Source organism: Pseudophaeobacter profundi (assembly GCF_029697505.1).
Classification (GTDB): domain Bacteria; phylum Pseudomonadota; class Alphaproteobacteria; order Rhodobacterales; family Rhodobacteraceae; genus Pseudophaeobacter; species Pseudophaeobacter profundi.
Genome location: NZ_JARJEF010000002.1, coordinates 211,761 through 236,858, shown reverse-complemented (window position 1 = coordinate 236,858; position 25,098 = coordinate 211,761). Strand labels below are relative to the sequence as shown.

Genomic DNA, 25,098 nt, shown 5'->3' with positions numbered 1-25,098 from the left:
GATCATAACCCCATGGTTTTGGGGAATATGAAGAGGGCGAGGACAATGGCATTTCACAGTGTGACGCGGATGGGCAAAGCAACCCTGTCAGACAAGAACCGGCACCTACTAACGCTTGCCAAGCAGGTCTTGCGCAAATCTGGCCTTGCTGAACAAATGCAACGCAAGGTCCGCGTATCGCTGCAAAGTGAAGGTGCAGGCGCAGAGGTCTTGATGCTGCAAAAGCGAGCAACGCAATCTCTTCTGGGGCAGAAGCGATCCGCCTAGGCCTGTCGCGTTCATTCATTCACGCGACTGACTTTGCCGATGTGACGAGATGCGCAATACGGGCACCCGCGGTTGCGCAACATTCTATCAGGGCAGGGGTATAGACTAGCCTTTATACCCCATGGCCACGACAAATTTTTCGGAACTGTCAGACCGCGACGACGGAGGTTTGACATTGGCCACCTTGGTGAACTTGTTCTTCAACAGCTTTTGCAATTCCCCTTCGGCGCCGCCCGCAAGAACCTTGGCGACAAATGTGCCGCCTTCTTCCAGAACATCAAAGGCAAAATAGGCGGCAGCCTCGCACAGAGAAATGATCTTCAGGTGATCGGTCTGTTTATGACCAGAGCTGGAGGCCGCCATATCGGACATCACCACATCGGCCATGCCGCCAAGCCATTCCTTGACCTTGTCATCCGCGCCTTCATCCATGAAATCGAGCTGGTAGAATTCAGCCCCCGCCAGGGGCTCCATTTCTTGCAGGTCAACACCGATGATGCGCCCCTGGGATTTGCCGCGTTTTTCGCCCATCACATTGATCCGCTTGACCGCAACCTGGGCCCAGCCACCGGGGGCGCAGCCCAGATCGACAACCCGCGCACCGGGCACGAGGAAGCGATATTTATCGTCCACTTCCATGATCTTATACGCAGCACGCCCGCGATACCCCTCGGCCTGGGCGCGTTTGACATAGGGATCATTCAGCTGGCGCTGCAGCCAGCGGGTAGAGCTGAGCCGACGTCCGCGGGCGGATTTGACCTTAACCTTCAGGTCACGCTGGCCGCGGCCGGAGGTGTTTTTACCAGTGGGCGTTTTTGCCATCATCTTCACCGTGTTCGCCGCCGCCTCCCGCAGGGGCAGGGCGTCAATTACAATTTGCGCGCCTATACTTAGGCCCGCCTTCTCAAAAAGGCCCGTCTTCCAGCACGCCATCTGCGCTCATCTGCGCATAAAGCAGCCCCTCGCGCAGACCGCGATCCGCTACCGAGAGCCGATCAGTCGGCCAGCAGCGCAGCAAGGCCTGCAAGATGGCCGACCCCGACATGATGAGCGCCTGGCGATCCTCGCCAATGCGGGGATCGCGGCGACGCCCATTGGGGCCCAGTTCAAGATAGCCACGGATCACCTTGTCGATCTGATCGCTGGTCATCCGCAACCCGTCTACCTTGGTACGATCGTAGCGCTTTAACCCAAGATGAGAGGCAGCAACAGTGGTTACAGTACCCGAGGTGCCAACAATCTGAAAGCCGGCCCGCGCCTGCACGTCCTTATAGGGGGCGAAATTGGCCAGATGCTCTTCAAAGAACCAGCTCATCAGCGCAAAACGGGCAGAATCATCTTCGACATCGTTGAACTGGTCGCGCAGGGTTGCCACCCCCAGCGGCACCGAGATCCAATCCACGACCTTGGCGGTGGGAAAGGGGCTTGCAGCTGTATGAAACCCGGCATGCAGCCGCATGATCGCCGCCGGACGGTCGCGCCCCGGCACCGAGGAAAGATCAATCCAGACCAGCTCTGTCGAGCCACCGCCGATATCAACCACCAAGAGCTGCTCGGTCTTGGTCGAGACCAGCGGCGCGCAGGAAATCACTGCCAGGCGTGCTTCTTCCTCCGGCTGGATGATTTCCAGTGGCAGGCCGGTTTCTCGTTTGACCTGACGGATGAATTCGCGCGAATTCTTGGCACGGCGGCAGGCTTCGGTGGTGACCAGTCGCATACGTTTGACGCGGTTGCGCTTCAGCTTTTGCTGACAGATCCGCAGCGCCTGAATGGTGCGCGCCATGGACGACCGCGACAAGCGCCCGGTGCGTTCAAGTCCGGTGCCCAGCTGCACCGACTTGGAAAAACTGTCCACCACATGGAATCCGCTGCCCTTGGGTTGGGCAATCAGCATGCGGCAACTATTGGTGCCAAGATCCAGAGCCGCGTAAAGCGCATCAGAATCCGGACGGGCTGGTACAGGGGTTTCAACCACCTTGGGAAACGCGCCCGCACCTTTAGAACGCCTGGGCGCCATGATTCACGCCCTCCGATTATCGTGTTACCCCTAGACTATGGAGCGCAGCCCAGCGGCGCAAGGGGATCCGGCGCCCAGAGCGCGGGAGAATTAGGCACCACAGCTGCGTTTGCGTAAAACAGGCCATGTGGTGACGGCGCAGCCTTGCAATGAACTCATAAGCTTGATGAAAATTTTTGGCAGGCCCTGCTGTAGCCAGATCGGTGCCGGTTTTGTATTCACGACACAGGTGAAAACGTCGCTCCAACTCCCAGTGATGTCGAAATCCGGCGTACGCGCTGTCGCGGGACGCACTAAAAGCAGGCAAGTGCAGACGTCTTAGGAGGACAGGCTATGGTGGATATCACGATCGTATACTGGCGCGATATTCCCGCGCAGGTCATCGCAGGCAAAGGGCGCCGCGGCTCAAAACGGCAATTGGAAGAACGCTTTGAACAGGCAATCGACCGGGCCGCAATGAAGGTCAACGCCAAAGACAGCGATGCCTATCTGGCAGAGTGGCGCAAAGCGGCCCCCTATGTGGTAGAAGGTGACGCAGCAGAGGTTGCCGAAGCCGAGGCCAGACGTCTGGAAGCGGAATACGATCAGGAGCGTTTGAAAACCCTGATCGCAAACGACGGATGGGCGTGAGCCTGACACCACTATGGGAGGCCGTGATGGCTTTGTTGAATTTCAAAAAGCGTGACGCAAAGTCGCCGCAACCCGTAAACCCACAGGTCGAGGCCCTGCTGCAGGGCTATTCGATCGAGGTGATGCCGCGCACGGCCGCCAAGGTGGACAGCTTTGCTGACCTGCTACCCGCAGGCACCCGCGTCTACATTGCCCATATCGAGGGCACCCCGATCGAGGAAATGGTCGAAACCGCCAAGCGCCTGAATGCCGAAGGCTACCCGGTGATGCCGCATTTCCCCGCCCGCATCATCAAGGATGAGGCGACGCTGGCAGACTGGATCGCGCGCTATCAGGGCGAAGCCGATGTGAAACAGGCGCTCTTGCTGGCCGGCGGTGTCGCCCAGCCCCATGGTGATTTCCATTCTTCAATGCAATTGCTGGAAACCGGGCTGTTCGACAAGGCTGGCTTTGAAAATCTGCATGTGGCAGGTCATCCCGAAGGCAACCGTGATATCGATGCCGATGGTTCGACCAAGAACATCGACGAAGCACTTCAGTGGAAACAGAAATTTTCTGAACGCACCGATGCCAAAATGGCTCTGGCGACCCAGTTCGCCTTTGAAGCCAAGCCGATCATCGCCTGGGCCGACGGGCTGAAAGAGGCCGGCATTGATATTCCGATCCATATCGGCATTGCCGGGCCGGCCAAATTGCAGACCTTGATCAAATTCGCCATTGCCTGCGGTGTTGGTCCCTCGCTGAAAGTGCTACAAAAGCGGGCGATGGATGTGTCGAAACTGCTGCTGCCCTATGAGCCCACGGATGTGCTGACCGAACTGGCAGCGCATAAGGCGGCCAATCCCGACTTTAACATCTCGCATGTTCACTTCTTCCCGCTGGGTGGCATCAAGACCAATGCCAATTGGGCGATCAACAATGGCGGCGCCGCAGCGCAGCCTGCTAACTCTCAAGGATAAACAATGACCCGTACAGTTATTGAATCAAAAACAAAAACCGCTGTCATGGGCTTTGATGAGCCATTCTGCGTTATCGGAGAGCGGATCAACCCGACAGGGCGCAAGAAACTGGCCGCCGAGCTGGAAGCCGGCGATTTTTCCACCGTTGAAAAAGATGCGGTCGCGCAGGTTTTGGCTGGCGCTACCGTGCTCGATATCAATGCTGGGGTGGTCTACAACTCCAACCCCAACCCCAACGAGACAGAACCGCCGCTGATGCGCAAGATCGTTGAGCTAGTTCAAGGGCTTGTGGATGTGCCGCTCTGTATCGACTCTTCGGTTCCCGGCGCGCTAGAGGCCGGGCTGGAAATCTGCGAAGGGCGGCCCTTGCTGAATTCGGTCACCGGCGAGGAAGAGCGGCTGGAACAGATCCTGCCGCTGGTCAAGAAATACAACGTGCCCGTTGTGGCGATTTCCAATGATGACACCGGCATTTCCGAAGATCCGAACGTGCGCTTTGAAGTGGCGAAAAAGATCGTACAGCGCGCTGCCGATTTTGGCATTCCGGCCCATGACATAGTCGTCGACCCGCTGGTGATGCCGATCGGCGCTATGGGCACTGCCGGGCTGCAAGTCTTTGCCCTGGTGCGTCGCCTGCGCGAAGAGCTTGGCGTCAACACCACCTGCGGCGCGTCCAATATCTCGTTTGGCCTACCAAACCGCCACGGCATCAACAATGCGTTCCTGCCCATGGCAATGGGGGCCGGGATGACTTCGGCGATCATGAACCCAGTTGGCCTGCCGGTGACGCAAAAAGCGCTGGCCGCCAAAAAGGAAGAAGTTGCCGCTGCTGGGATTATTCTGCCCGAGGGCATGGATGATGAAACCTTCGTGACCATGTTTGGCCTGGGCTCGATGCAGCCGCGCGCCGGCAAAGAAATGGAAGCCATCCGCGCCGCCAACTTCTTGACCAACAATGACCCGCATGGCGGCGAGTGGATCAAGTTCAACAAAGCTCCGGCAAAAGCCGGTGAAGAAGGTCGCGGTCGTGGCGGCCGCAGCGGCGGCGGACGTCGGCGCCGTGGCTAAGCCAGGCGGCGGTCGCATGCCCCATCGCCAGACCTAAGACATGTCAAAAAAGGCCGGGGCAACCCGGCCTTTTTCATGCGCAACAAGCGACAGGAACGCTGCGCAACGCAGAGAGACACGCCTCAGCGCATCGCCGAACAGGGCCCCTGACTTTGCGCCAAAATTTAGTTTATGTATATTTAAACAAATACTTACGATGATATCTTGATGGTTTTCCCATCCTGTTTTGATCGTAAGAAATGAAAAAACATGGCCTCGGCAGTCGGTACGCTTGATGTTGTCTGCCCGGTGTTCTAGGCTCAACCCAGAATAGATTGTAATTGAGTTGCCGCTCTTTTACGAGCGGGGGGAGGCAGCATTGTCTGATGGACAAGCCACTGACCCCAACCTGCAATCAAGCGGGGCGGGACGACGCAAAGAGTTAACACGTTTCTTGATTTTGGCCTTCGGCGTTTGGCCTATTGTCGCCGTCGGCGTCGTCGGCGGCTACGGGTTTCTCATCTGGATGTTCCAGTTAATTTCGGGGCCGCCCGGACCCCCGGGGCACTGACCGTATGTCCGCGAAGGGGCGTATATCTCGGCGTGACCTGCTGAAAGGCAGTACCCAGGCTCCGCCTTTTTTGGCGCGACCACCTGGCGTTTCCGAACTGACCCTCAAGGGCTGTACGCGATGTGGGGCCTGTGTTGATAGCTGCCCCGAAACCATCCTGCGGCTTGCCCCGGATGGCGTGATGCTCAACCCCGAGGCGGGCGAATGCACCTTTTGCGGAAAATGCGCCGCATCCTGCCCCGAGACCGTTTTTGCCGAGATCGTCTTTGTCGATAATGACCACATGGCGCATGAGATGGGCCATGTGATGCAAATCTCGGCGCGTTGTTTTGTCGAGGCAGGCATATCCTGCATGACCTGCCGCGATGCCTGCCCCCAAGAGGCGATTTCAATGAAACCAAGGGTTGGCGGCCCCTTCCTGCCGCTGCTGGATGCTGCGGCCTGCACAGGCTGCGCGGCCTGCTCATCTGTCTGTCCCGCTGGTGCAATTGACGCGGTAAGGAAGGATGTGAGTTATGCCTAAGGATCGCTGGCACGTATCATCCGCGGTGGTGAGCGTCACCCCAGATGCAAAAGAAAGGGTACGCGCCCTGATAGAGGTTCTCGACGGGGTCGAGGTGCATGGCGAGGATGCCACGCGTCTGATCATCACCATCGAGGGGCTCAGCACAGGTCAGCTGGGCGACCGGCTGACCGAGATCAACCTGATGCCCGGTGTTCTGGTGGCAAATATGGTTTTTGAACATGCCGAAGAACCCGACGATATGCCCGCCCATATGGAGGATCCCACATGCCACTCGACGTGACCCGACGCCAGCTTCTGAAAGCCCAGGCAGCCGCACTGGCCGCATCTGCCGCAGGTATCCCACAGGAGGCGCTGGCGCAGCCCGTCCCCGGCGGCGTTGAGGCGCTGAAGATCAAGTGGTCCAAGGCACCCTGCCGGTTCTGCGGGACCGGTTGCGGTGTCATGGTGGGCGTCAAGGAGGGCAAGGTCGTCGCCACCCATGGCGACATGCAGCATGAGGTCAATCGCGGCCTGAACTGCGTGAAGGGCTATTTCCTCTCCAAGATCATGTATGGCGAAGACCGGCTGACAACGCCACTGATGCGCAAGTCGAACGGCGTCTTCGACAAAGAGGGCGAATTTGAACCGGTCAGCTGGGACGAGGCCTTTGACGTCATGGCGGATAGGGTCAAGACGGTTCTGAAGGACAAGGGCCCGGAAAGCATCGGCATGTTCGGGTCCGGCCAATGGACCGTGCTGGAAGGCTATGCCGCGACCAAATTGATGCGGGCGGGCTTCCGGTCCAACAACCTCGACCCCAACGCGCGCCATTGCATGGCCTCGGCAGCGGTGGCCTTCATGCGCACCTTCGGCATTGATGAGCCGATGGGCTGCTACGATGATTTCGAACACGCAGACGCCTTTGTGCTCTGGGGATCAAACATGGCAGAGATGCACCCGATCCTGTGGACCAGGCTGGCCGATCGCCGTCTGGGCACCCCCGGGGTGAAATGTGCGGTGCTGTCTACCTTCACCCATCGCTCGATGGATCTGGCGGATATTCCGATGGTGTTCAAACCGGGCACTGACCTGGCAATCCTGAACTACATCGCCAATCACATCATCCAGACGGGGCGGGTGAACGAGGATTTCGTTGGCAAACATACCACCTTCAAGAAGGGGGCCACTGACATCGGCTATGGGCTGCGCCCCGAACACGAACTGCAAGTCGCCGCAACCGGGGCCGACAATCCCGGACTGATGGAAGACAGCGATTTTGAGGCCTTCAAGGAGCATGTTTCAAGCTATACGCTCGACCATGTCAGCGAGTTGTCGGGGGTCGAACCCGGATTCCTTGAGGAGTTGGCAGAGCTTTACGCAGATCCGGATACCAAGGTCATGTCGCTTTGGACCATGGGCTTCAACCAGCATGTTCGTGGCGTCTGGGCCAATCAGATGGTCTATAACATCCACCTGCTGACCGGTAAAATATCTGAACCGGGCAATTCTCCGTTTTCGTTGACCGGCCAGCCTTCGGCCTGTGGCACCGCGCGCGAGGTCGGCACCTTTGCGCACCGATTGCCCGCAGATATGGTCGTAACCAACCCCAAGCATGTGGAACACGCCGAGGAACTGTGGAAACTGCCGCATGGGCTGCTGAACACCAAGCCCGGTTTCCACGCGGTGCTGCAGGATCGCAAGCTCAAGGACGGTGTGCTGAATTTCTACTGGGTGCAGTGTAACAACAACCTGCAAGCGGCGCCCAATTCCCAGAACGAGACCTATCAGGGCTATCGCAATCCCGACAATATGATCGTGGTCACCGATGCCTATCCGACGGTGACGGCCATGGCCGCCGATATCATCCTGCCCGCTGCCATGTGGGTCGAAAAAGAGGGCGTCTACGGCAATGCCGAACGCCGGACCCATGCCTGGCATCAGCTGGTCGACGCGCCGGGCGAGTCGCGCTCTGATCTGTGGCAGATGGTCGAGTTCTCAAAACGTTTCACCACCGACGAGATCTGGCCGGCCGAAATTCTGGACGCGCATCCCGAATACAAGGGCAAGACGCTGTTTGATATCTGTTATGCCAACGGCCAGGTCGACGCCTATCCTCTGGAAGAGGTGCGGGAGGATTACAACAACCACGAAGCCCGAGATTTCGGATTTTACATCCAGAAAGGCCTGTTCGAGGAATATGCCACCTTTGGGCGGGGGCACGGCCATGACCTTGCGCCATATGATACCTATCAGAGCGACGACGTGCGTGGCCTTCGCTGGCCGGTTGTTGATGGCAAAGAAACCAAATGGCGGTTCCGTGAAGGCCATGATCCCTATGTGACTGCTGGCAGTGATGTGGAGTTCTACGGCAAACCTGATGGTCGGGCGGTTATCCTCTCGGTCCCATATGAACCGCCAGCCGAAAGCCCCGATGATGATTTCAACATGTGGCTGGTCACGGGGCGGGTGCTGGAACACTGGCACTCCGGTTCCATGACCATGCGGGTGCCGGAACTTTACAAGGCTTTCCCCGGCGCCAAGGTCTTCATGAACGCCATTGATGCGCGCGAAAGGGGGCTCAATCAGGGGATGGAGGTCCGGGTGATTTCCCGCCGGGGTGAAATCCGCTCGCGGGTTGAAACACGGGGCAGGAACCGGATGCCGCCGGGCGTGATCTTTGTGCCGTGGTTCGATGCCAGCCAACTCATCAACAAGGTGACGCTTGACGCAACGGACCCGATCTCGAAACAAACTGATTTCAAGAAATGTGCTGTGCGCGTGGAGGCGGTGTGATGAAACAGCTCCGCTTTGCCGCCACCTTCGCAGCCTGCATGATTGCCAGCTTTGTCGTTGCGCAGAATGTCCCTGAACTATCGGGGCCGATGCCCAACGCGATGGAGCCGGTACCCGCTGGACCACTGGAGCGCTATGTCACCGATGATGTGCGACAGATGCGCGCCTACCCCGAACAGCCGCCGATCATTCCGCATTCGATCGAGGGCTATCAACTCACGGTCAATGCGAACCGCTGCATGTCTTGCCACAAACGCGAACACTCGCTTGGGGCAGGCGCACCGATGATTTCGATCACCCACTACATGACGCGGGAGGCCCAGATGCTGGCGGATGTCTCGCCGCGCCGCTACTTCTGCACCCAATGCCACGTTCCCCAGGCCGATACCGCCGCGCTGATTGGCAATACCTTCACCGATATGTCCGACATCGGCACTGTGGCCGCAGGGGGGGATTGAAATGCGTTGGATCTTGTTCCCCTTTCGCTGGTTCTGGAACGTGCTCTGGACACCAGCGGTCACGCTTGGCCTCGGCTTTCTGACCCTCGGTGGCTTTCTTGGCGGCGTGATCTTCTGGGGCGGTTTCAACACCGCACTGGAATACACCAACAGCGAAGAATTCTGCATCTCGTGTCATGAAATGCGCAACAACGTCTTTGAGGAACTGTCGCACACGGTGCATTTTTCGAACCGTTCCGGGGTGCGCGCTGGATGCCCAGACTGCCATGTTCCGCATGAATGGTCCGACAAGATCGCCCGCAAGATGCAGGCCTCGAAAGAGGTCTGGGGCAAGATCTTCGGCACCATCAACACGCGGCAGAAGTTTCTCGAACATCGCCTGGTCATGGCCAAGCGTGAATGGGCGCGGCTTGGCGCAAATGACAGTCTGGAATGCCGTAATTGCCATTCCGAAGTTGCGATGGACCTTAGTCGCCAATCCCCGCGCGCGGCCGATATCCATACGCAATACCTGCTATCCGGTGAAAGAACCTGCATCGACTGTCACAAGGGGATTGCCCACGAACTGCCCGATATGACGGGCGTCGAACCTGGCTGGACGGTTCCGGACAGCCTGTTGGGTGAAACGCAACCCGGCCCAAGCGGCGCGAAAGAAATCCAGAGCTTCCTGTTGGAACGGCAATCCCGTGGGTAACGGATAGAACGTTTCCGGGTAATCATGGCAGTCATGGCAACGCGCTGTTGTGATCACCCATCACCTTGCAGATCGCTCTCCACTGCCAATCCGACGTATGCGTGCTGCGCCGCCCTTTGGACACCAAAACAGACTGCAAAGCGAAGCGTGACCGGGAAGAACGATCCCACAATGGCACCAGCTTGCCCCAGACGCCCAGTTAGAGAAGCCGACATAGGCTGCACTATGGCAGCACGTCGGCTTATTCGCCTATTGGTTTAGGGGGTTATCAAGAAGACTTCAGCCTCCACTCAACGCATCACAAACGGGTTGGCCATTGGTGTTTCGGACGTGCTAATCCACGTTGTTTTGCTGCGCGTGTAGTCATGTATGGCCTCTATCCCGGCCTCGCGCCCATAGCCTGACTGATCGAATCCTCCGAAGGGCGCCATGGGCGACACCGCACGGTAGGTATTGACCCAACAGATGCCCGCCTTGAGCCGCGCAGAGACGCGATGCGCGCGTGCGACATTCTCGGTAAAAACACCCGAGCCGAGCCCGAAGGGAGTACTGTTGGCAATTGCGATAGCTTCTTCTTCGGTGTCGAATGGCAAGAGCGACATGACAGGTCCGAACATTTCGATCTTGAGCGTTTCGGCGTTTGTGTCAGCGCATTCAACAAGGGTGGGTGCCATGTAATTGCCGGGGCGTTCCAGAGGCGCGCCACCAAAGCGGATTGTCGCGCCGCTTGATACGGCCGCAGCAAGGGTTGCTTCGATCTTTCTGATTTGCTCGGCCGTGCAAAGGGGGCCGATTTGGGTTGTCACATCAAGCGGGTCGCCGATGACAACGCCCTCCATCTTCTCTTTGATCTTCGCCGCTACGACCTCCAACACAGAGCGATGCACCAGGCCCCGCGTGCCCGCCACACAGCTTTGGCCCGAGGCGCCGAAATTGCCTGCGATAAGCCCATTGGCCGCGCCGTCGAGATCAGCGTCTTCAAAGACCAGAATGGGGGATTTTCCGCCGAGCTCCAGCGTGGTGACCGCAAAATTTTCAGCTGAGTTGCGCACGACGTGCCGTGCGGTTTCCGGCCCACCGGTAAAGGCTATGCGGTCGATATCGGGGTGACGTGTCAGCGGGATGGCACAGTTTTCGGCATCTCCTGTGATGACCGAAACGACACCGGCCGGGAAACCTGCCTGTTCGATCAGGCGGGCAAACTCGAGCATCGGCGCGGGGGCAATTTCCGAGGCTTTCAACACCACGGAGCAGCCCGCCGCCAATGCGGGGCCCAGCTTTGTTGCTGTCAGGAACATCTGGGCATTCCACGGCACGATGGCAGCGACAACACCGATCGGTTCGCGCCGGGTAAAGACATGCATGTCTGGTTTGTCGATCGGCAGGACCGCACCTTCGATCTTGTCGGCAAGCCCCGCGTAATAGCGGTAATAGTCGCCGACATAGGCCGACTGGCTGGCAGTTTCCGCCAGGAGCTTGCCGCTGTCTGTTGTTTCGATGCGCCCGATTTCAGCGGCGTTTTCTTCGATCAGTTCGGCAAGCCGATAAAGCAGTTTGCCACGTTGTGTCTGGGTCATATCGCGCCATGCCGGGTCGTTCAGCGCCCGGCGAGCAGATTTGATGGCGCGCGCGACATCGGCCCGCGACGCGCAGGCGAAGGTCGCCCAGTCCCGTCCGTTGGCGGGGTTTTGCGAGGCCATGACCTGACCTTCGGAACCTTCCGTCCAAGCGCCGTCAATAAAAAGCTGATAGTGTGGTTTGCGGTCCATTTTGTTCCTCACCTGAAGGCCGGCATGACAGTGTCGATGAAACGAGCAAGCGAGGCGCGCTTGCGTTCGAAACTCATCCCACTGTCGATCCAGAACGCGTATTCATCATACCCAAGCTCTTCGTATTTGCGTATTTTCTCGATGACGTCTTCTGCGGTTCCGATGGTCAGATCACGCGCCATGTTCTCGGGGGCCATAAGGCCATTGGCGGCAAGCTCCTCCTCTGAGAGAGGGGAAATCAGCCCCTGTGCTACCGGGCGCTCGTTCTTGAACCAGGCGCCAAAGTAGCAATAGAAGCGCGACAGCTCGCGGGCGGCCTGTGTCACATCATCGGCATCCGCGCCAACATAGGTGTGATGCAGCAGCATGATTTTGGGTCGTGGGCCGTCATAGCTGGCGCAGGCGGCGTTGAAGCGCTCCATCAGGGTTTTGATTTCCTCGATCCCCTGCCACAGTGGCGTCACCTGAATGTTAAACCCGTTCTGCACACCAAACTCGTGACTGTTCGGGTCGCGTGCTGCGATCCAGATCGGCGGGCCACCGTCCTGCAAGGGCCTGGGCGCGGCTGTCGTGGCTGGGAATTTATAAAACGTGCCCTCATGGGTACAGTCACCTTCCCACAGCTTGGGGAGAAGTGGCGCCAATTCGCGCATGCGTTGACCCGCTTCCCACGCGTCCATTCCAGGCATTAGCCGCTCGTATTCGTATGAATATGCCCCGCGAGCGATCCCAAGCTCGATGCGCCCGCCTGTCATCAGATCGGCAGATGCCGCCTCGCCAGCCAGCTTGACAGGGTGCCAGAACGGCGCGATCACCGTACCCGTTCCCAGTTTCACGTTTTTTGTGTGATGGGAAATATGCACGAGCGACATAAGGGGGTTCGGCGCGATGGTGAACTCCATCCCGTGGTGTTCTCCGGTCCAGATGGCGCGCATCCCTGCATCGTCTGCCATTTTACACAGCGCGATCAGTTCTTCATTTAGCTGTTGGTGCGATTGCTCGGGCGTCAGGCGCTCCATATGCACAAAGAGTGAGAACTCCATTTTTCAGCTCCTTTCAGGCAGGTGGTGTACATCGCCGCGCTGTGCATCACCGACATAGAGACCAAAGCTGCGCGTCTGAATCTCAAGCGCGAAGCGGTTCATCATATCAGCGATGGGTTGGGAGGTGAATTTCAGTTTGCGAATGTCACCGATTGGATGGGCTTCGAACCCGCCGTTGTTGGTGAACGGCTCTGCGGCGAGAAAATAGGAGCAATGGGTTTTGCCATCTTCGAATACAGAATAGGCGGGACCAAGCTTTACGGGAAGGTCGCGCGCCTCAAGGTCACGTGTAAGGGTAGGGCGTAGGTTGTCGCGGTGCTTTGCCAGACACTGCGGTGGGCGGTATCCGGCCTCAGTCCGCTCTAACAGCACAGTATCGCCGCAGGTGATGATTGCACCCCCAAGGGCCGTATTGCCCGAATGCTCAAGCGCCGCGCGTTCAAGTCCGAGACTGAAAAACTGTCCGTCGGCATAGCCAAGTCCACGTCCGGCACGCTGTTCAAAGCTCTGCACTGCGCCAATCAGGATCGCATGATCCCCGGCATCAACCACGCTGTGAGTTGTGCATGAAAACTGTGTTAGCGCACCGTCAATCAGCAGGTTGCCCAAGGCGTCTTGGCGATGAGGCACACGCGCGAAACGGTCGCCCTTGTAACTTGCGAAGGTGTTTGCCACGTCTTCCTGCCCCTCGGCCAGGATATTGACCGCGAACTGCGTGCAGCCCGCAAACGCTTCATAGCTAGAGAGGAACTTGCCTGGGCAAACCAGCAATAGCGGCGGATCAAGGGAGACGGATGAGAAGGAATTGGCCGTAAATCCGACAACTGTTCCATCAACGGCTTTGCCTGTGACGACGGTGACCCCCGTCATGAAGGTGCCAAATGCGCTGCGCAGCGCACGCGGATCTATCGCACTCATGGCCAGATCTCCTGCGTAAAATCCAAGAGCGCGCTGTTCAACGCGCCCGCATGTGTCATCGGCATCATGTGGGCCGCGCCCTCAACGATCAGAGCGCGGCCTTTCGGGGCAAGATCGGCCATGGCCTGTGACATCTCAGGCGTTGAGTTCGGCTCAAGCGCACCTGTTGCAAAGAGGGCGGGGCAGGTCAGCGCCTGCAGGGTTTCTCGGCGCGGACCATCTGCATGGGCAAACGCGGTATAGGCCAGCTGGTAGCCCCTGGGGTTGGCGGCAAGAAGCCAGCTTTCGCAGGCGCTGCGTTCATCTGATTGCGCGCTTCCGAACCACCGCTCAAGCGTTGAGCCGGGGTCAGGTGCAATAGTCCCATCAAGGCTTCCTGCGCGGGCTTGCACCGCCGCCGCCGCCTCTGGGCGACGCTCAAATATAGCGTTACACGCGGCAACGGCACCAACGTTGGCAGGGGCGCGGCAGGCCAATTCAAGTGCGATCATTGCCCCCATGGAATGACCCACAACCAGCGCAGGCTCGGCAAGCTCTTGCAGAATAGGTAGAAAAGCCTGTGCATATTCGGCCAGCGTGATCGGGCCAGAAGGGCAAGGACTGTGCCCATGGCCCGGCATATCAGGCGCGATCACTTGATAGCTGCCGCGCAGTGCCTCGATCTGCGCGCCCCAGGCCTCGGCCCTGAGGCCCACGCCGTGCAACAGCAGCACGGGCCGCCCCGCGCCTGCCACGATAGCCGACAGGCCTGCCACTTCAGACCGCGGCAGGATTGTCGAGACCATGGCCCAAGTCCTTCAAGTCCTGATAGCGATCCCCAATCCGGTGATGAGGCCGGCCAGACATGGCTGCACCAAGCACCACGACAACCTCATCATCGCGCGGAGCATCAGGGATCGAGAACTGGATGGTCAGATAGTGCGAACGTCGCCCTGCATCGTTCTTGTCCATCAGCGGAACCATGATCGGTGCATTCGCCGTGCCGCGTGTATTGGTGAAGGCAAGGTAAGATTTGGCCTCAACGGCTTCGCGGTAGAAATTGCCAAACCGCAGGGTATGGATCAGTCCCGACGCGTGCTCAATTTCACCATCAAGTCCGACAACTGCCGCCTTGCCGTAGGCCTCGATCGCCGCTCCGTTTCCAGCAAGGTCGATCATCCGCTTGGTCATCATCTCGCCCAAGATGGGGCCATAGGCCTTGATCTGTGGCGTCAAGTCTTCGACAAACCGACCTGCCCAAGGGTTGCGTAGCACGGCAGCGACGGCGAACATTCGCCAGGGCTTATCCGCTTCGCGAAACCCCTCGATGAAGATTTCCTCATCATAGGTGACGATTTTCCTGATTTCCGGTTTCATTGCATCCTCCTGTTCGCTGCAGGAGACGGTATGAAGCCGGAATATTTTTGACAAACGATTGAATTATGCGCTTAGGTATTAGTGTTATTAATGGCTGAATTGAACCATGGCAAAATCCCTTCCCCCGTTGGGTTGGCTTCGTTCGTTCGAAGCAGCAGCACGACATCTGAGCTTCACCGCTGCTGCGGAGGAAATTGGCCTCACGCAATCAGCCGTCAGCCAGCAAGTAAAATCGCTTGAAACGCGGCTGGGCGTTCCGCTCTTTATGCGCCAGGCGCGTGGATTGGCGTTGACGGATGCCGGGCGGAGGCTTCTTCCCGAAGTCGACGCACCGCTACACGCCCTGGCGGCCGCGATGGATATTGTCGACACCGGCTCCGCAAAAAACCTGCTGACAATCGCTGCATCGGTAAGTGTAGCACATTGGCTAATCGCGCCGAGATTGCCAGATTTCCAAGCGCGTTTCCCCGGCCTCAGGGTAAGAATTTACAGCGCGATCTGGCCTGATGACTTCCACTCTACCCGCGCTGACGTCGAAATACGGTTCGGCTCGGCCAGACAGGGCGGGGTTGACGCCGAGCCTCTTCTCCCCAACCAGCTCATTGCCTTGAAATCGCCAAATCTAAGCGGAGATTTGCATGACCTGCCGCTCATCGAGGCAGTTGGAACTTCCAGCGGCTGGCAAGCCTGGGCCAAGCTGGTTGGCAGCACACCGCCACCATCGCTCTATACTGATACATACGGCATGGCCTTGCACCTTGCGGCCCATGGAAACGGCGTTGCCCTCGTCAGCGAACTGCTCGCCGATCACGCGGTGAAAACAGGGATGGTCGAGCGGGCGCACCCGGCTTCGATACCGAGCCACGAAGGCTACTACCTGTCGATTGCCAAGGACAAACCTGAAGCTTTGGAATTCCGCGAATGGTTGTTGGGCAGGCTGTCTCTACCAGAGACTGAACCTGCGGCGGTTTGATGCCGCCCCTCTGACAGCATTTACTGCGACGAAGCAATCTGACCTAAGCTTGGCTTTGGCACAGCAGCTTAACTTTGCCCGATCTGAAGGGCTTCGAACACCAATAATGCCCTTGCGGTTCAAGGTGTACTAGGGGTTTTCTTGCAACAGAAGATTATGGCGGAGAGACAGGGATTCATACCGCCTTATGAGATTGCAAAATAATATATATGTTCAACGACCTTAGGGTATGTTTCTGTTTCGCTCATTTGCAGAAATGTGTAGCAAATTGTGTAGCAGAGCTCTGGCAACTGAGGTGCGGCAGCAATTATGGAAAAGGGTGACACGGATGGCTGGATTGATCAAACGCGGCGATACCTGGCATCTGCGGATGCGCGTACCGAAACGGTATCTTGCAGTCGCGGGGCGCCGGGAAATCCACCGCAGTCTTGAGACCGACAGTGAGCGCCGAGCGCGTGAGTTATTGCCTGATGTGAAAGCCAAGCTGCTTGCCGAGCTTGATGAGATGACAATCATCCAAGAGCGTCCGGACGACGCCGATGCATACCGTGCAGCACAGAAAATCGCGCAGGCAAGGGGCTTCGCCTATCGCCCGATCTCAGACCTTCTTGATGCGCCGTTGGATGATATCCTGGACCGCGTGGAAGCCGCCGTGGCTGATCCGGCCACGGAGACGGCAAAAGCGCTCCTTGGGGCTGTGGATGAACCCGCACTGCTACTGTCCGGGCTTGTGGATCAAGTTGAGCGCCTCGCAACCCACGACAACAGATTCAAAAGCGAAAACCAGATGCGTCTCTGGCGAAACCCTCGCAAGCGTGCAGTCGGCAATCTCACAGCCGCCCTGGGCGGCAAGGACGTGTTCGTGACAGAGATCGACCACGCTGCGGCCCTGAAGCACAAGGCTTGGTGGCAAAAGAAGATCGCGGCCGAAAACCTTTCCATGGAAAGCGCCAACAAGGACTTTGCCAATATGGCTGGAATGCTGCGCCGATACTACGAGAGCATCGCCCAGCCAAATCCTCCCGAACCCTATCGCCGGATTGCACTTAAAGATCGGCACAAAGTTGAGGCACGGAAGCTGGAGATTCCGGTGGATTGGATCACCGAGAAGTGGTTTGCGCCTGGGGTCTTTGACGCGACGAACTCCGAAGCACGGGACATTCTATTGATCTCGATCGAAACGGGATGCCGTCAGTCCGAAATCCACGACCTGCCTGCCAGTGCCATTGTGCTCGATCATCCGGTCCCGCACCTGCGCCTGGCTTTTGAGGAAGGGGAAAACCGCAGAGAGATCAAGAACAGTGCATCCGTGCGCCTGGTTCCTCTGGTTGGCGTCGCACTTGCAGCCGCCAAGCGCCATCCCGACGGATTTCCGCGATACCGAGGCAAAAGCAACTATTCAGGCACCATGAACAAATACCTGCGAAGCAATGACCTGCTGCCCTCCGCTCAGCACACGATCGGTGGTGTTCGCCACACGTGGGAAAGCCGGATACTGGATGCGACTAAGCGGATGGACGTCAGCGGGGAAATGATGGGGCATAGCGTCAAGGTAATCCGGGGTCGTCCAGTATATGGAGACGCGATGGATTTGGCACAGAGGCAGGAACTTGCTTTGAGTGTCATGCTGAAGGTGCCGGACCACTTGAAATGATCGGGGGTAGCAAGGCCGCTCGCGGAAAAAAGAGATGCGGATATAATAGGGACTTCCAGGCCAACGTTCGCTAAGAGCTCTCTTTTCCAGACGCCGCCCCGCAGCATTTCGCTCGCGTAGAAGCCTCAGTCGACGCGAACGGGCCAGGTCGGAAAGCGGCCTTTTTTTACTGCAATTCGGGGTCTCTCGGGTCTGCTGCTCAAACTGAGTGATTGCAACGACGCTCTTGTGGAAGTTGAAGCTAATCCACGATAGCGAATAGAGGACTTGACTCGTTAAATCATTCTATTGCTTCAATCGAGACGGTGCCGAGGAAATAAGAAGGAAACGGTTACGTGTGGGAAGATATTGAAACTGTTGAGTGCTTGGGGGAGCGTGGCGAATTCATCGACGTTACCAAGCAGACGCGATTGATCGACGGACGACGTCAGACGCGGTGGCTGGCGAGCCGAGGCAACGAACTTCTGGTTGAGCGTAGCGATGGGCATTTCGAAACGGCAAACGGCGGGGAAATTATCGCCAGATTTCCCGACTGATTGCTCAGTGTAAATCTGAGAGCCAACATCCTTAAATACTGCCACCTCAGCACCGCTCGTGATATTGCGCTCGCAGCTAACGGCAGAAAAGAACGCCTCTCAGACCTTCGCACCATGCCCCGAAACGCATCACGCCGCCCGGTTGGGGGCGGCGTGGTTTGCGATTTGGGCGGCTTGGAAGATCAGGTCTTGTTTCTCTTCGAGCGCTTCGATTTCGGAGTTGAAGCGTTTGAGCAGAGGGAGCATCCATTCTTCGCCGTTGTTGATCTGTTGAGCGATCTGTTGTCTGGCGCGAAGAACCCGTTTGATTTGGCCGTCGATGGCGTTGTTTCGAACTGGGCGGATGTGGGCGATTTTCGTATCCGCTGCCCGCGCGGTGTGTCTGGTGGACATAGCACTCCATACCCCACCACCGCTGGCTTGCGGCTGGTTTCGGGGGCGGGGGGATGGCTGGCTACATGTCGATCTCCGTTGATTGTGAGTATGAGTTAAGCGCTGAGGGGGCACGTTATAATGCTTTCATCTGGAAACACTGTGTTCTCGAATTGGCGAACTGTGGCCCCGCCGCCCATTGGCGCACGGGGCGGCACGCTCAGTCGTCAGTGCTTTTTTCACCCGACACCAATGCATCGGAAGCGCTTTTCTTAGCTTCCGCGTCGGCTTTCCATTGTTCCAGCTGCACTTCGGCGCGCTCTGCAACGTCTTCAGGCGCTTGCGCATGTTTCAGCATCCGTTTGCGATTTGTCGCTGTTGCAAAGCACGCGAACTCGAAGAACAGATCTTCGACCCGTTCGGGGTCATTCTCCAACATGTAATCAATCCAAGTGTCGAGCGTGGCGGCAACGGCGGCGCGTGCCTCTCGCTGTATCTTGTCATCCTTACGAGCATCTTTGTCCGCGTGATGCGCGATGGACTTTATAGCGCTCGCCATTCGAAGGTTCATCGAGTCGGTCAGGACGAAGTTGGCGGTGTGGGTTTTGCGGGTGGTCTTTGGCATCAGGGTCTTTGTCATTTCTGGAGCTCCAGTTTAAGGTTTTACATTCAACCGAAGCCTTGGGTTTGCTGCCCGCCGCGTTCGGTATTGGAGAAATTCAGAAGCTTCAAATTTGTGACTCTATAAAAAGTCGTGTTTTTCGATGAAAAAATCACAACGCGTTGAAATTGTTGAATTCAATTTCTGCATTCTTTCAGGTGCAAGATTTTAGGGTTGATCCTTCTCACCATTTTTCGGCCGATGAGAGCTTGATTTCGCGCGCAACCCAGGATCGAGAACCATAATGCTGGCGGTCAATTGGCGGCGGACGTGAGCGATCTTTGCGCGAAGACCCTTTGGCAAGAGCTGTGCGATTTGGAGGATGACGGCGTCCGCTTTCTTGATCTCTGCAACTTCTGTTGCGATCCGCGCGTCCGCAGCCTTCTTCGCCTTATTTTCGGCCCGGATGGCCAACCTACGGGCAGCCGCTCGGAACGCCTTTCGAGCTTTGGCAATACCAAAACTGGCTCGCCGGGCAGGGGGGATTGGGGCCTCCGTCGCGGCCATTTCCTCGCGCGGCGTTCCGTCCACGTCGATATCGCCAGCGGAAACGGCATCGGCATATGCGATTACGTCGTCAGCGATGTCCTCACGTTCGGAGAGATCGCGACGCTGAGTTTCGAGCTTGGCCGCTTGCTTTGCGAGCCGCATCTCTTCTTGCGCGCGCCACTCTGCGGGGCGCACGTGACGCCGCTTCTTTGGTGGCGCTTTGCCATTGTTCAGCGCGTCCCGGATTGCTTGCTTGCGGGCTTCTCCACGCACCAGACCGATGTCACTGAACCATTTTCCGACGCTGTCTTGCGCTGCTTCGTAATCCTTGATCAGCGGATGCACCGATGGCTGAAGCACCTGACAATCGACGCCATATTTGTGAACCGTCGCGCGCGGCATGATTACCGCGTGGATGTGATAGGCCTGCTCATCTGTGTCGGCACGGGCGTGAATGACATCATCGCCAAAGTTCTCTTTGAGCCACGCGATAGCACGCTCCTCAAATTGTTTTTCTCGGACGGTGCTGAACAGCTGGCTATTGTCTTCGGTCTCTTCGAACCAATCCTTGTTGGCCGTCAGGATCACCTCTCGCAGTGGCCCGTGACGGGATGCACGCCAAGGGTCCCGTGGACCTTCGATGCGGCGCTTTGTAAGATCTTTCCGACGCTTGCGCCGGTCCAGTTCTGTCAGCTCCGCAGCAAAGGTCTCCATCTTGATCAAATTGATCTCGGCCAAAGCCTCTTCGGCCCAGGTTTTTGTTCCGAGCAACCGGCGCGGCTCGGGTTTGTTGCGGTCGATGTGCCCAAGGTCGCCATTCTTACGATAGCGGTGGGCTTCATACCCGCCGATGTCGGTCGGATCCATTCCTGCGAACCGCAGCACGATAGGGTGTTTTGTCGACTTCATTTTGTGATCTCCGGACTATGAGATCAGAACATCGGTCGATGGTTTGGGCGTCGTGAGAAATTTGGAGCAGAAAGTTGAGCGGATGTGCGGGGAGATTACTCACTAAACAGCCCGCACTCCAGTGCCTACGGCACCTCCGTTCGGCCTGCCGTTCGCCAGGGGCGCGCCCCTGGACCCTGGCCGCCTGCGGCGGCCTTGGGAGACGCCCAGCTCTCCCAAACCCTCAAGGGGCTTTCAGCCCGAGAAAGGGAGGTTTCGCCCACCCCTTTCATCCCCACTCGCAGGGTCGTCGTTCGCCACTCCCCCTGCACCCCCTGGCAGCCTATCCAGCTGGGACCAAAGAGGGGGCCTTCCCCTCTCTGGACACTCCAAGGCAGGGACCACTCGCCATCTGTCCCTGCACCCTATCCGGCGTCTGCGACGGTAAATTCGTGGTCGCCGTCATAAGTACTTGGGGCCCTTAGCCGCCATTCGAGCTCCATCCAGTGAACAACCGATTCCAGCCGTCACGGTCGGTCGCGCGGTCTCCGGAAAGCCCTCAGAGATTATAGCATATTTCGATTTAGAAAACTTATGTCGGTGGCGCACCTCGACCACCGACGGGATCCTGATGACGTTTATAGGCACGCAGGAAATGGAGCTTGTGTGTGTGCCGCAACTACGCTTCACTTAGTAAGATCTGCGTATGGCAATTTAGCTTGGGTGCCGCTCTAGCGTCAATAGACTTCACGAGCGCGCTTCTTGTCAAGCTCTCTCGAAAGGTCAAAGTTCTCCCAGTTCGTAAACCAGTACGGGGCCGAACGTTGAAGTAGAGGTAACCGCGCGACCTCTATCCCATAGCTGGACGCGATATACTCTTTGAGCCCTTGGGAAATGTATGGGCAACACTGAAGATCAAGCGCAGCTATTACGAGCTCAGAATCCTGGTGCAAATAGGCTCTTCTGTCGTCGAATTTCTTCTTTATTTCAGCTTCTAAAAAGTCACGAAGCTTTCCGTATCTGGCCTGATTTCTTACGTAGAGCAGGCAAACAGAAATCGAGAAGTAGCTCATGTGCCGCTTGAATGAATAGTCCCCTGCATCGCTGACATCCAGCCCAACAAAGGTCGCTATGTTGGGCTCAGGAATTCTATAGCCCCGACCAAGCTTGTTTAGCGCAAGAAGCAGATAGAGCGTCTCCACCTCATGAAAACGATCATGAGGAGTGTGCTTAATATGCCGATTTATACTGTCGAAGATGAACTTAAATACGCGATCTTTCAGGTCGCGCTCAACTTCAACTTCGTGCAGCTTGTCCACTATGATGGCGATAATTCGAGTAAGTCGGACTGTAAAATTGACACGAGGCTGTGCAGCGTAGACAAACGCAGAGAACTCCAAGAGCCCTAAAATAGCTGAAACTAGCTCTCGATAGTCCTTGTGTGCATCATGGTTGGCCTTGAACTTCCGAAAAATGAAGTTCACCTTTCTCTCAACGGTAGCGAGCGTGTAGTTCAGAACGTCTTTGTATTTTACGCCACTTTCCTTTAGCGCTGCCTTGAAGTCTACTATGAGGCTCTTGGCCTGAATTTTGCAGCTGAAGTAATCAATATCATCGCCGCCATCTGGGTCGCTTTTCTTCTCGATCTTCGTCACGATCCTCTCGGCGAGGCAACTGCTTATTCTATTCTTCGCTATTGTAAGCGGTGTAATTATGGGTCTTTCATAAAATTCCGACTTTTCCGAGCTCAAAGTGAGCTTAACAAGCTTCAGAAGCTCAGATAGATGTCGCTTCACATAAAGACCTACTTCTTCTCGATCGCAGAAAACAAAGTAATCATCGACGTACCTGAATACCTCGTAATCGACCCTATTTGAGAAGCCATGCTCGTCGAGAAGAACTTGCTCTAAACTTCGATCGACATCTTGCAAGATAATCTCTGCGAATACTCTCGAAAACTCAGGCCCGATAACAATCCCGTTGGTCTCACCTCTGTTTAGTTCCCTAAGAAGTCTATCAAACTTCCCTCCGAACGTAGTATCAAGACGCTTAATATTCTCTTTGGCAACTTCTTGACCCAGAGTCGCCCATGCGATGGAATGAGTATAGATGCTGTCAAAGCAGCTGGACACGTCAAGTTTATACAGGCTTCCGAACTTTCGCTCGGCGTTCAGGTATGCATAATTCTCGTAGAACTTAAAAATATTACTGTACTTACTATAGGTAAAATATGACCCCGAACCTTCATACTCCTTTCCAGCCTCCTCAATAGAATCGTCAGAGTTTCCGACGTTTTCATTGAAGAGCCGATCTTTGTACCTAACGGACTTTGCGACAGATGCGGGGAATCTGATCGAGAAGTTACTCTTTGAGCAATGATAGAGGATCTCCGGCGCGTGCAATTGATAGAACTCCGCCACGAACATCTGTGCCTGAGGATGTATCACAGATAGCTGTCGAAATTCCGTTTCCTTGTGAGATATTCGAAAATTGAAAGGCATTGTCCAATTTGAGGAAATCCTCCACTCCCTAATGGAGAGACTTTTCCCATCATGAATTTCCGTGACTGTTCGGAAGTTCTTCGAGGACTTGTCAGAGAGCCTGAAAATTAGTTGAAAGGAATCATCAAATCTGTCATCAGGAGCGACCCAACGGACTGCTTTGTCTTTCCCCCAGCGAGATATCTTGACTTCGAGCCGCATCAGAAATGCGAAAAATCCAGAGTTCGAAAAAGAGGGGGGCACCTCAAAGGGCATAATGTCTGTAGCCACAGGCCTTTGATAGCGAGCCTTTGGTGACAGCTTTATCTTTCTAGCTTTACTCTTCATACTTCCAAGCCTCTACAATTTCCTTGAATTCACCCTTCCTGTGAAAGCGTCTAAATGTTCTTTCGCCATAACCTTTAACGAAGGAATATGTTGACAGCTTCGGCCTCAAGGATGGACTGGAAAGGGAGCCGACTTTCGCCGCTAGGATCGCATCAAGAGCTCTAAGGTTCCTATCATGCGTGAGATGCATATTATTAAAATAGATTCCAACATACGCATTACTCTTGTTGTGAGTAAGCTGAGTGTTGCTTGTAAGGAATCGAATTCTCTTTATGAGAAGTCGATAGGCCTTCTTGTAGTTTTTTGATTTCTGACTCTCATACCTTTGGAAGCAACCAAAAATTCTATTTTTGTACCTCGCTAGTCGTTTTCTACTCATAGAAACGGAAACGCCAGAGCGAAAGTCTATACAGTATCCGAGATACTCAAAGTCCCAAGTGCCTTTCGCGGCTGGAAAGCCCTGAGCGTCATAGGGAGATTCCTTCGTCTTCTCCGCAGCTTCGTTCATTGAGAGAGATATATCGCTTAGGAAACCACGAATTTTTGATCGCTTTTCCCTGACATCTGCACCAGGCAGTGGCGCAAAGAGAACGACGATATCGTCGACATATCTCGCATAAAAAACAACGTCGCCCAACCTTTTTACATGTTGATCGAACTCCCGCATGTACAGTTCGGACAAGTATGAGCTTATTCCAAGCCCTCTCGGCAACCCAACGCCTGGGGTGCCCGCCAACCTTCCATACCTGAACAAAATTCCGGAAATCAGTCTGAGGGACTTTTGGCTCAGCAGTTGATCATTTTTCAGCTTTCTGAGGAGGCGATCGTGAGGAATACTCTCAAAAAAACTTGAAATATCCGTCCGTAGTACATGGTAATCAAAGCCGTCCGAAATCATCCCTATTAGCTGCTTCATGACTTCATCTCTGTTGGCCGGCTTGAGCCGATAGAGAGACGCAAGGTTGGTTTCCAATTTCTTAATAGCGTAGAATTGATCTGGAAGCTCCTGATCTATCACGTAGACCTTCGTTCCGCGAGGGCCATCTTCCTGTGTGAACGAAACCTCGAAATCTTTTCTGTTGATTTTTTTAGAAACCATGTCGAGCTCAAGGAGCAGAGTATCATCTCGCTCGCGTCGCTTCTCTTCGCGAAACTCTTTTAGGACATTGAACTCAGCCTGCTCCTCGTCTGAGTATTTCCCCGGATGAAGGCGCCTAAACTCTTTGGTCTGCTGAATAGCCTGCTTTAATTCCTCCGTCTTCTCATTCACGGATTCGAAAAAATGCAGATCTCGGACCCTTCCTCGCCGCTTCTCGGCCTCGGATACTCTTCGGAGGTTACTTCCAGAAAATGTTTGATCTAGCAAATTACACTCACATGGTTTTTATAAAATTTCTATAAGTTTGCCCCATTCCCATTGAAGTGCAGTTCACGTCTTGCGTGTGAATATTTTTCCAACGAGATGTTGCGCCTGAAGTCTTCCAAGCTCTGGTGGTGACCTCACGCCAAGCTGGCACATGGTGCTTTCTGCGACAAGCGATGTTATTCTTTTGTTTCTACAGTCAGCTTAGCTCGCCACAATTGTCAACGAAAGCGAGCATAGCCGCTGCTAGGGGGGGGCGTGTGGCGAAGGCAAGGTTTCCGCCCTTCTTCCTATCGCCTGCCCAAAT

25 protein-coding genes are annotated in these 25,098 nt (G+C 56.0%); 13 read left to right on the top strand and 12 right to left on the bottom strand.

Annotation, left to right across the window (positions count from 1 at the left end; genetic code table 11):
- The first annotated feature begins 45 nt into the window (after nucleotides 1-45).
- The gene (locus tag P2081_RS04350; protein ID WP_278921660.1) at nucleotides 46-267 is read left to right on the top strand and encodes a hypothetical protein; all 222 of its coding nucleotides are present in this window, start codon (nucleotides 46-48) and stop codon (nucleotides 265-267) included.
- A 105-nt stretch (nucleotides 268-372) separates the two neighbouring features.
- Here P2081_RS04350 and P2081_RS04345 read toward each other — a convergent pair whose 3' ends face one another.
- Nucleotides 373-1,089: an RlmE family RNA methyltransferase gene (locus P2081_RS04345; protein ID WP_278921659.1), complete on the bottom strand. Its 717-nt coding sequence runs from the start codon at nucleotides 1,087-1,089 to the stop codon at nucleotides 373-375.
- 82 nt (nucleotides 1,090-1,171) lie between these two features.
- Complete coding sequence (locus P2081_RS04340; protein ID WP_278921658.1) at nucleotides 1,172-2,284, bottom strand: Ppx/GppA phosphatase family protein; 1,113 nt, start codon at nucleotides 2,282-2,284, stop codon at nucleotides 1,172-1,174.
- A 333-nt stretch (nucleotides 2,285-2,617) separates the two neighbouring features.
- Here P2081_RS04340 and P2081_RS04335 point away from each other — a divergent pair, with 333 nt between their 5' ends.
- From P2081_RS04335 to P2081_RS04295, 9 genes are all read left to right on the top strand, one after another.
- Nucleotides 2,618-2,914, top strand: a complete 297-nt coding sequence (locus P2081_RS04335) for a virulence factor (RefSeq protein ID WP_278921657.1) — start codon at nucleotides 2,618-2,620, stop codon at nucleotides 2,912-2,914.
- A 26-nt stretch (nucleotides 2,915-2,940) separates the two neighbouring features.
- Complete coding sequence (locus P2081_RS04330) at nucleotides 2,941-3,873, top strand: methylenetetrahydrofolate reductase (protein WP_278921656.1); 933 nt, start codon at nucleotides 2,941-2,943, stop codon at nucleotides 3,871-3,873.
- A gap of 3 nt (nucleotides 3,874-3,876) precedes the next feature.
- A complete protein-coding gene (locus P2081_RS04325) occupies nucleotides 3,877-4,941 on the top strand; it encodes a methyltetrahydrofolate cobalamin methyltransferase (RefSeq protein WP_278921655.1) in 1,065 nt (354 codons plus the stop codon).
- 325 nt (nucleotides 4,942-5,266) lie between these two features.
- The gene (gene napE / locus P2081_RS04320; RefSeq protein WP_313790324.1) at nucleotides 5,267-5,491 is read left to right on the top strand and encodes a periplasmic nitrate reductase, NapE protein; all 225 of its coding nucleotides are present in this window, start codon (nucleotides 5,267-5,269) and stop codon (nucleotides 5,489-5,491) included.
- A 70-nt stretch (nucleotides 5,492-5,561) separates the two neighbouring features.
- Nucleotides 5,562-6,014 carry a 4Fe-4S dicluster domain-containing protein gene (locus P2081_RS04315; RefSeq protein ID WP_278921653.1) on the top strand — a complete coding sequence of 151 codons (453 nt, stop codon included), beginning with the start codon at nucleotides 5,562-5,564 and terminating at the stop codon, nucleotides 6,012-6,014.
- Nucleotides 6,007-6,297 (top strand): chaperone NapD, encoded by a 291-nt coding sequence (locus tag P2081_RS04310; protein ID WP_278921652.1) that lies wholly within the window; start codon nucleotides 6,007-6,009, stop codon nucleotides 6,295-6,297. Before P2081_RS04315 ends, P2081_RS04310 begins: the two co-directional genes overlap by 8 nt.
- On the top strand, nucleotides 6,282-8,789 hold the full coding sequence (gene napA / locus P2081_RS04305) for a periplasmic nitrate reductase subunit alpha (protein WP_278921651.1): 2,508 nt from the start codon (nucleotides 6,282-6,284) through the stop codon (nucleotides 8,787-8,789). The genes P2081_RS04310 and napA overlap by 16 nt, the downstream gene beginning before the upstream one ends.
- On the top strand, nucleotides 8,789-9,247 hold the full coding sequence (locus P2081_RS04300) for a nitrate reductase cytochrome c-type subunit (protein ID WP_278921650.1): 459 nt from the start codon (nucleotides 8,789-8,791) through the stop codon (nucleotides 9,245-9,247). Before napA ends, P2081_RS04300 begins: the two co-directional genes overlap by 1 nt.
- 1 nt (nucleotide 9,248) lies before the next feature.
- Entirely contained in the window at nucleotides 9,249-9,941 is a 693-nt protein-coding gene (locus tag P2081_RS04295; RefSeq protein ID WP_278921649.1) for a NapC/NirT family cytochrome c, read from the top strand.
- A gap of 290 nt (nucleotides 9,942-10,231) precedes the next feature.
- Here the strand turns inward: P2081_RS04295 and P2081_RS04290 are convergent, their stop codons facing one another.
- The 5 genes from P2081_RS04290 to P2081_RS04270 are packed head-to-tail and all read right to left on the bottom strand — an operon-like array spanning nucleotide 10,232 to nucleotide 15,027.
- On the bottom strand, nucleotides 10,232-11,710 hold the full coding sequence (locus P2081_RS04290) for an aldehyde dehydrogenase (protein ID WP_278921648.1): 1,479 nt from the start codon (nucleotides 11,708-11,710) through the stop codon (nucleotides 10,232-10,234).
- An 8-nt stretch (nucleotides 11,711-11,718) separates the two neighbouring features.
- Nucleotides 11,719-12,753 carry an LLM class flavin-dependent oxidoreductase gene (locus P2081_RS04285; RefSeq protein WP_278921647.1) on the bottom strand — a complete coding sequence of 345 codons (1,035 nt, stop codon included), beginning with the start codon at nucleotides 12,751-12,753 and terminating at the stop codon, nucleotides 11,719-11,721.
- 3 nt (nucleotides 12,754-12,756) lie between these two features.
- Nucleotides 12,757-13,671, bottom strand: a complete 915-nt coding sequence (locus P2081_RS04280; RefSeq protein WP_278921646.1) for a flavin reductase family protein — start codon at nucleotides 13,669-13,671, stop codon at nucleotides 12,757-12,759.
- Complete coding sequence (locus P2081_RS04275) at nucleotides 13,668-14,456, bottom strand: alpha/beta fold hydrolase (RefSeq protein WP_278921645.1); 789 nt, start codon at nucleotides 14,454-14,456, stop codon at nucleotides 13,668-13,670. The genes P2081_RS04280 and P2081_RS04275 overlap by 4 nt, the downstream gene beginning before the upstream one ends.
- Complete coding sequence (locus P2081_RS04270) at nucleotides 14,428-15,027, bottom strand: amino acid synthesis family protein (protein WP_278921644.1); 600 nt, start codon at nucleotides 15,025-15,027, stop codon at nucleotides 14,428-14,430. The genes P2081_RS04275 and P2081_RS04270 overlap by 29 nt, the downstream gene beginning before the upstream one ends.
- Before the next feature lie 106 nt (nucleotides 15,028-15,133).
- Here P2081_RS04270 and P2081_RS04265 point away from each other — a divergent pair, with 106 nt between their 5' ends.
- The 3 genes from P2081_RS04265 to P2081_RS04255 all read left to right on the top strand — a co-directional run bounded on the left by P2081_RS04265 (nucleotide 15,134) and on the right by P2081_RS04255 (nucleotide 18,190).
- On the top strand, nucleotides 15,134-16,000 hold the full coding sequence (locus P2081_RS04265; RefSeq protein WP_278921643.1) for a LysR family transcriptional regulator: 867 nt from the start codon (nucleotides 15,134-15,136) through the stop codon (nucleotides 15,998-16,000).
- A gap of 328 nt (nucleotides 16,001-16,328) precedes the next feature.
- Nucleotides 16,329-17,654: a DUF6538 domain-containing protein gene (locus P2081_RS04260; protein ID WP_278921642.1), complete on the top strand. Its 1,326-nt coding sequence runs from the start codon at nucleotides 16,329-16,331 to the stop codon at nucleotides 17,652-17,654.
- A gap of 335 nt (nucleotides 17,655-17,989) precedes the next feature.
- Complete coding sequence (locus P2081_RS04255; protein ID WP_278921641.1) at nucleotides 17,990-18,190, top strand: hypothetical protein; 201 nt, start codon at nucleotides 17,990-17,992, stop codon at nucleotides 18,188-18,190.
- A gap of 129 nt (nucleotides 18,191-18,319) precedes the next feature.
- Here the strand turns inward: P2081_RS04255 and P2081_RS04250 are convergent, their stop codons facing one another.
- The 5 genes from P2081_RS04250 to drt3a all read right to left on the bottom strand — a co-directional run bounded on the left by P2081_RS04250 (nucleotide 18,320) and on the right by drt3a (nucleotide 24,794).
- The gene (locus tag P2081_RS04250) at nucleotides 18,320-18,583 is read right to left on the bottom strand and encodes a hypothetical protein (RefSeq protein ID WP_278921640.1); all 264 of its coding nucleotides are present in this window, start codon (nucleotides 18,581-18,583) and stop codon (nucleotides 18,320-18,322) included.
- A gap of 199 nt (nucleotides 18,584-18,782) precedes the next feature.
- Nucleotides 18,783-19,202, bottom strand: a complete 420-nt coding sequence (locus P2081_RS04245) for a hypothetical protein (protein ID WP_278921639.1) — start codon at nucleotides 19,200-19,202, stop codon at nucleotides 18,783-18,785.
- Between the two features lie 189 nt (nucleotides 19,203-19,391).
- On the bottom strand, nucleotides 19,392-20,621 hold the full coding sequence (locus P2081_RS04240; RefSeq protein ID WP_278921638.1) for a plasmid recombination protein: 1,230 nt from the start codon (nucleotides 20,619-20,621) through the stop codon (nucleotides 19,392-19,394).
- Between the two features lie 716 nt (nucleotides 20,622-21,337).
- A complete protein-coding gene (drt3b, locus tag P2081_RS04235; RefSeq protein ID WP_278921637.1) occupies nucleotides 21,338-23,428 on the bottom strand; it encodes an antiviral reverse transcriptase Drt3b in 2,091 nt (696 codons plus the stop codon).
- Complete coding sequence (drt3a, locus tag P2081_RS04230) at nucleotides 23,418-24,794, bottom strand: antiviral reverse transcriptase Drt3a (RefSeq protein WP_278921636.1); 1,377 nt, start codon at nucleotides 24,792-24,794, stop codon at nucleotides 23,418-23,420. The genes drt3b and drt3a overlap by 11 nt, the downstream gene beginning before the upstream one ends.
- Nucleotides 24,795-25,098 lie beyond the last annotated feature (304 nt).